Source organism: Corallococcus exercitus (assembly GCF_003611585.1).
GTDB lineage: Bacteria > Myxococcota > Myxococcia > Myxococcales > Myxococcaceae > Corallococcus > Corallococcus exercitus.
Map to the genome: position 1 here is coordinate 1 of NZ_RAVW01000645.1, position 3,574 is coordinate 3,574.

Sequence of the window (3,574 nt, forward strand, 5' to 3'; positions counted from 1 at the left end):
GCGGGGCGCGCGGGCGGGGGGAAGGCGTCGCGGATGGCGACCACCAGCCGGTTCACGTCCACCAGAGTCTCGCCGATGGCGGGCGCCATCGTCTCCCAGAGGGACAGGTCCGCGGCGTCGTCAGGCTCGGCGGTGGTGGGCTCGTACTTCACGATGCTCAGGTGCCCCAGCCGGTCGATGGCGACGGCGGCCGCCTGGTAGACCTTGCGCAGCCGCGCCGCGAAGTCGCGGTCCATCAAGGCCTCGAGCAGCGCATCGAGGCGGGGCGGCAGGGCATCCTGCGGGGGGCGGTTCTTCGGCGCGACCATGACGCGGCACCCTAGCCCAGCCACCCCACGGATACGTCAACGGGGGGAGGCAGGGACCGGCTCCCGGCTTTCCGGCGTACAGTGGACAGACGGGGAGAAAACGCATGACAGGTGGCATCCAGCGCCGGCGATGGGTGACCGGAGGGCTCGGGCTGTTGCTTCTGGGGGGAGGCTTGGCCTACGTGGCCTCCGGGCGGTGTCTGTCCGCCTGGATGTTCCAGGGCGTGGACGTGACCGCGTGTCCGGACGGCGGGTTCCGCCAGACGGTGAGCGTGGCCGCCAACGGCCTCGCGCGAGGCGCCTCCAGCCAGGTGGGGGTCTGGGCGGAGGCGCACGGCGTGGACGCGAAGGGCCGCGCGCTCAAGGCGTACGTGGGCCGGGGCACCGCGGCGCTGTTCCTGGTGGACGCGGCCGGCAAGGAGTCGCCGCTGCCGCTGGACGCCAACGGCCGCTGGGAGCGTAACGATGATGGCCTCCTGACGGCGCCGGTGACGCTGCCGCAGGTGCCGGACGGCGACTACCGGCTGCGCGCGCGCGTCACCACTCCGCTGGGCTCCGACACGGTGGACGCGTCGCTGCCCCTGTACGCGCCCGCGCGGGTGCGGGTGCTGACGGATCGGCCCCTCTACGAGCCCGGGCACCGGGTGCGCTTCCGCGCGGTGGCCCTGCGCGCGAAGGACCTGTCGCCGCTCGACGGACGGCCGGGGACGTGGAAGGTGACGGACCCCGACGGCGAGGTGGTGCTGGAGGAGCGCGCCCCCGCGGGCCCCTGGGGCGTGGTGGCCGGGGAGTTCCCGCTGGACCGGGGCGCGCCCACGGGGACGTGGACGGTGGCGTGGACCAGCGGCGGCGCGTCCGGCTCCGAGTCCTTCACCGTGGAGCCCTTCACGCTGCCGCGCCTGCGGCTGGAGGCGACGAGCTCCCGGCCCTTCTGGCGCGCCAATGACACGCCGGAGGTGACGGGACAGGTGTCGTACGCGTCCGGCGCGCCGGTGGCGGACACGGACGTGACGCTGGCGTGGAGCCACGCGGGCGCATGGCCTCCGCCGACAGAGTGGCTTCGCGGCGAGCTTCCGACGAAGGCTCGCACGGATGCCTCCGGCCGCTTCCGCGTGACGCTGCCGCGCGTGCCCCAGGACCTGCGCGGCCAGGCCACGCTGAGCGCGAGCGTGGAGGCGAAGGACGCCACGGGTGAGCCGGTGCGCGGCGCCGTGTCGCTCCTGCTGTCCGAGGACGCGCTGGCCGTGTCCTCCGTGACGGAGCTGGAGGACGGGCTGGTGGCGGGCTTCAGCAACCGCGTCTACCTGCGCGCCACCACCGCGTCGGGACGGGTGCTGCCGGGCGCGGAGGTGACGGTGACGCGCGCGTGGGATCCGCGCGACAAGGGCGTGAGCGCGGTGGCGGACGAGGACGGCGTGGCCGCCTTCCAGTTGGACCCGGGCCCCGCGGTGAACGTGGTGGTGCCGCCCTTGCCGGTGCGCGTGCAGCCGCGTCCGCCGCCCGTGTCGCTCGTGTCGTCCCGGGACCTGCTGGGCGCGCAGGGCGGACAGGCGTCGCTGGAGGACCAGGCCGCGCTGGAGCGGCTGCTGCCCGTCCTGCATCCCTGTGCGCGCTTCGTCGCGCCGTCCTCCGGCGCGTCCATGGCGGAGTTCGCGGTGCGGGTGGGCGCGTCCGGGCAGGTGCTGGACGTGACCGGCGCGGACGAAGCGCTGGACGCGTGCATGGCGTCCGCGATGCGCGCGAAGGGACTGCCGGCGGGCCGGGAGCGGATGCTCCAGCTGCGCTTCCAGGTGATGGATGCGGGCCTGCCCTCGATGCGGTGGAACACGGAGGTCGCCTCCGGGGACGAGCGGGGCATGAGCGAGGCGCTGACGGCCGCCGCGCTGGATGCGCGTGCGTGCCTGCCTCCCACGCTGGACCGCGTCGTGGCCGTGCCCGCCGCGCTGACGTGGCGGCGGTGGGCGGACAAGCCGGAGCTGGCGCTGTCCTGGGTGCCCGAGCCCACGAGCGAGAACGCGCTGTCCGCGACGGCCCTGGCCTGCGTGAAGGAGCGCTTCGCGCGCATCCGCCTGCCCGCCTCGACGCAGGCGGAGCTGCTGACGGGACGGCGGCCGTCGGAGGCCATGGGCGTGGTGCGCTTCAGTGCGCAGCCCACGTATGGCGGCAACGGCGTGCCTCGCCCGCCGCAGGCCACCGTGTTCCTGGGCTACGAGCTGAAGGTCCGCGCGAAGTGGGACGGCCAGGACATGGGCGAGACGAAGCTCGTGCTGCGCCCCGCGAGCCTGCCGCCGCTGCGCCTGCGCGCGACGCCGGTGCTGGCGAAGGCGGGTGAGTCCGTGAAGGTGGAGCTCTTGCGCGGCCCCGGCTTCGAGGGCGAGCTGCCCCGGACGCTGGTGCTGGTGGCGGGGCAGGCGCGGCTCAAGGAGATGGTGGATCCGGCCACGCGCTCCGTGCGCTTCACGCTGCCCCAGGACTTCGAGGGCTGGGCGGAGGTGGAGGGCGTGCCCGCGTCCGCGCGAGTGTACGTGGCCCCGCGCGCGGCGCTGTCGGTGGAGGTGTCGCCGGACAAGCCCGCGTACGCGCCCGGGGAGCTGGCGCACCTCCAGGTCCGCACGCGCGTGGACGGCAAGGACGGCGAGGCGGCGGTGGGCCTCTTCGGCGTGGACGAGACGCTGGCCCAGCTGGCGCCGCTGCCGGGCGCGGACGCGCTGGACGGGCTGCGGCCTTCGCCGTCGGTGGCCACGCCGGCCTTCGGCGTGCTGGACGGCCAGGCGCTGGCCATGGGGCGCATCCGGGGCGCGAACGCCGCCGCGGCGGCGCTGCTGCGCGTGACGGCGGTGCCCGCGCGGGAGGACCTGGAGACGCCGCTGACGGCGCATGCCACCAGCCCCTTCTTGCCGGACGCGGAGCTGACGGAGCCGTTCTACACGGTGCTGACGGAGCTGCACGCGCGCACGCGCAAGTGGGAGGAGACCGCGCCCGCGGGGGAGACGTTGGACCCGGCGGGGCTCGCGCGCCTGTGGGCGGAGTCGCTCGCCGCCTGTGAGCAGCGCGGGCAGAAGGTGACGGATGCGTTCGGCCGCAAGCTGCGGCTGTCGCGGCTGCCGGAGGACCTGCTGGCCCTGACGGATCCGCGCGCGGTGGTGGTGAATGGAACGCGGTTGCCGGAGGACGTCGTGAACTGGGGCGCGTGGGTCGCCCAGGAGGCGCCATGAAGCAGCGCTCGTGGTTGTCCGGGGCCGTGGGCCTCGGGGTGGGGTTCGTGC

General features: G+C 75.1%; 1 protein-coding gene and 1 pseudogene. One reads left to right on the forward strand and one right to left on the reverse strand.

From position 1 onward, the window contains the following. Positions 1 to 308: pseudogene (locus D7W79_RS40195) on the reverse strand (hypothetical protein); the annotation flags it as partial. A 182-nt stretch (positions 309 to 490) separates the two neighbouring features. Between D7W79_RS40195 and D7W79_RS40200 the strand changes: the two are divergent. After that, positions 491 to 3,523 (forward strand): MG2 domain-containing protein, encoded by a 3,033-nt coding sequence (locus D7W79_RS40200; protein ID WP_338078856.1) that lies wholly within the window; start codon positions 491 to 493, stop codon positions 3,521 to 3,523. Positions 3,524 to 3,574 lie beyond the last annotated feature (51 nt).